The sequence below is a fragment of the Vibrio sp. Y176 genome, from assembly GCF_033438945.1.
In genome coordinates, this window is sequence record NZ_JAWOQS010000981.1 from 1 (window position 1) to 557 (window position 557).

2 protein-coding genes are annotated in these 557 nt (G+C 42.0%); both read left to right on the forward strand.

The annotated features are described in order from the left end of the window. Positions 1 to 145: type VI secretion system baseplate subunit TssK (gene tssK / locus R7O13_RS29750; RefSeq protein ID WP_318305577.1), on the forward strand; the 145-nt coding region annotated here is incomplete at its 5' end. 11 nt (positions 146 to 156) lie between these two features. Beyond that, a partial coding sequence (gene icmH / locus R7O13_RS29755; RefSeq protein ID WP_318305576.1) for a type IVB secretion system protein IcmH/DotU occupies positions 157 to 557 on the forward strand: 401 nt, incomplete at its 3' end.

Consider the following 557-nt stretch of genomic DNA (forward strand, 5'->3'; position numbering starts at 1 on the left):
TCCATATCAAACGGGGTATGTTTATTTTGATGTCGTTAAGAAGGGGCCATTCTGGATGCGACTTAAAGACAGCGGTGGTATTGCACTGCATTTATCTGGTCATTTCCCAAATCCGTACACAGAGCTTTGGAGCATTAATCACTAAAAGTGGTAAGTATGGAACAGACGATAGTAAAACCTACTCCTGGCGGAAGAGCGGCTGTATCTAAAGCTCAGCCTCAAAGATCAGCAGACAGTACTGTTGTGATATCCAAAAGCCCTGAGTTGGTTAACAACGATTCAGTTGTTGCTTATGGAGATAATCCACTATTGGCAGAAGCTAATGGTCTACTTTCGATTATTGGACAAATCAGAGCAACAGCTACTCATTCCGATCCTTTGTTTCTTAAAGAAACGCTCGCGCAAAAACTTAGGGATTATGAGAATCGTCTGCGTCAACATGATGTTGACTTGGAAACCATTGATACCGCACGTTATTGTCTGTGCTGTTCTTTAGACGAAGCAGTATTGAATACCAATTGGGGGAGTCAATCGTTTTGGACACATGATTCTCTGTT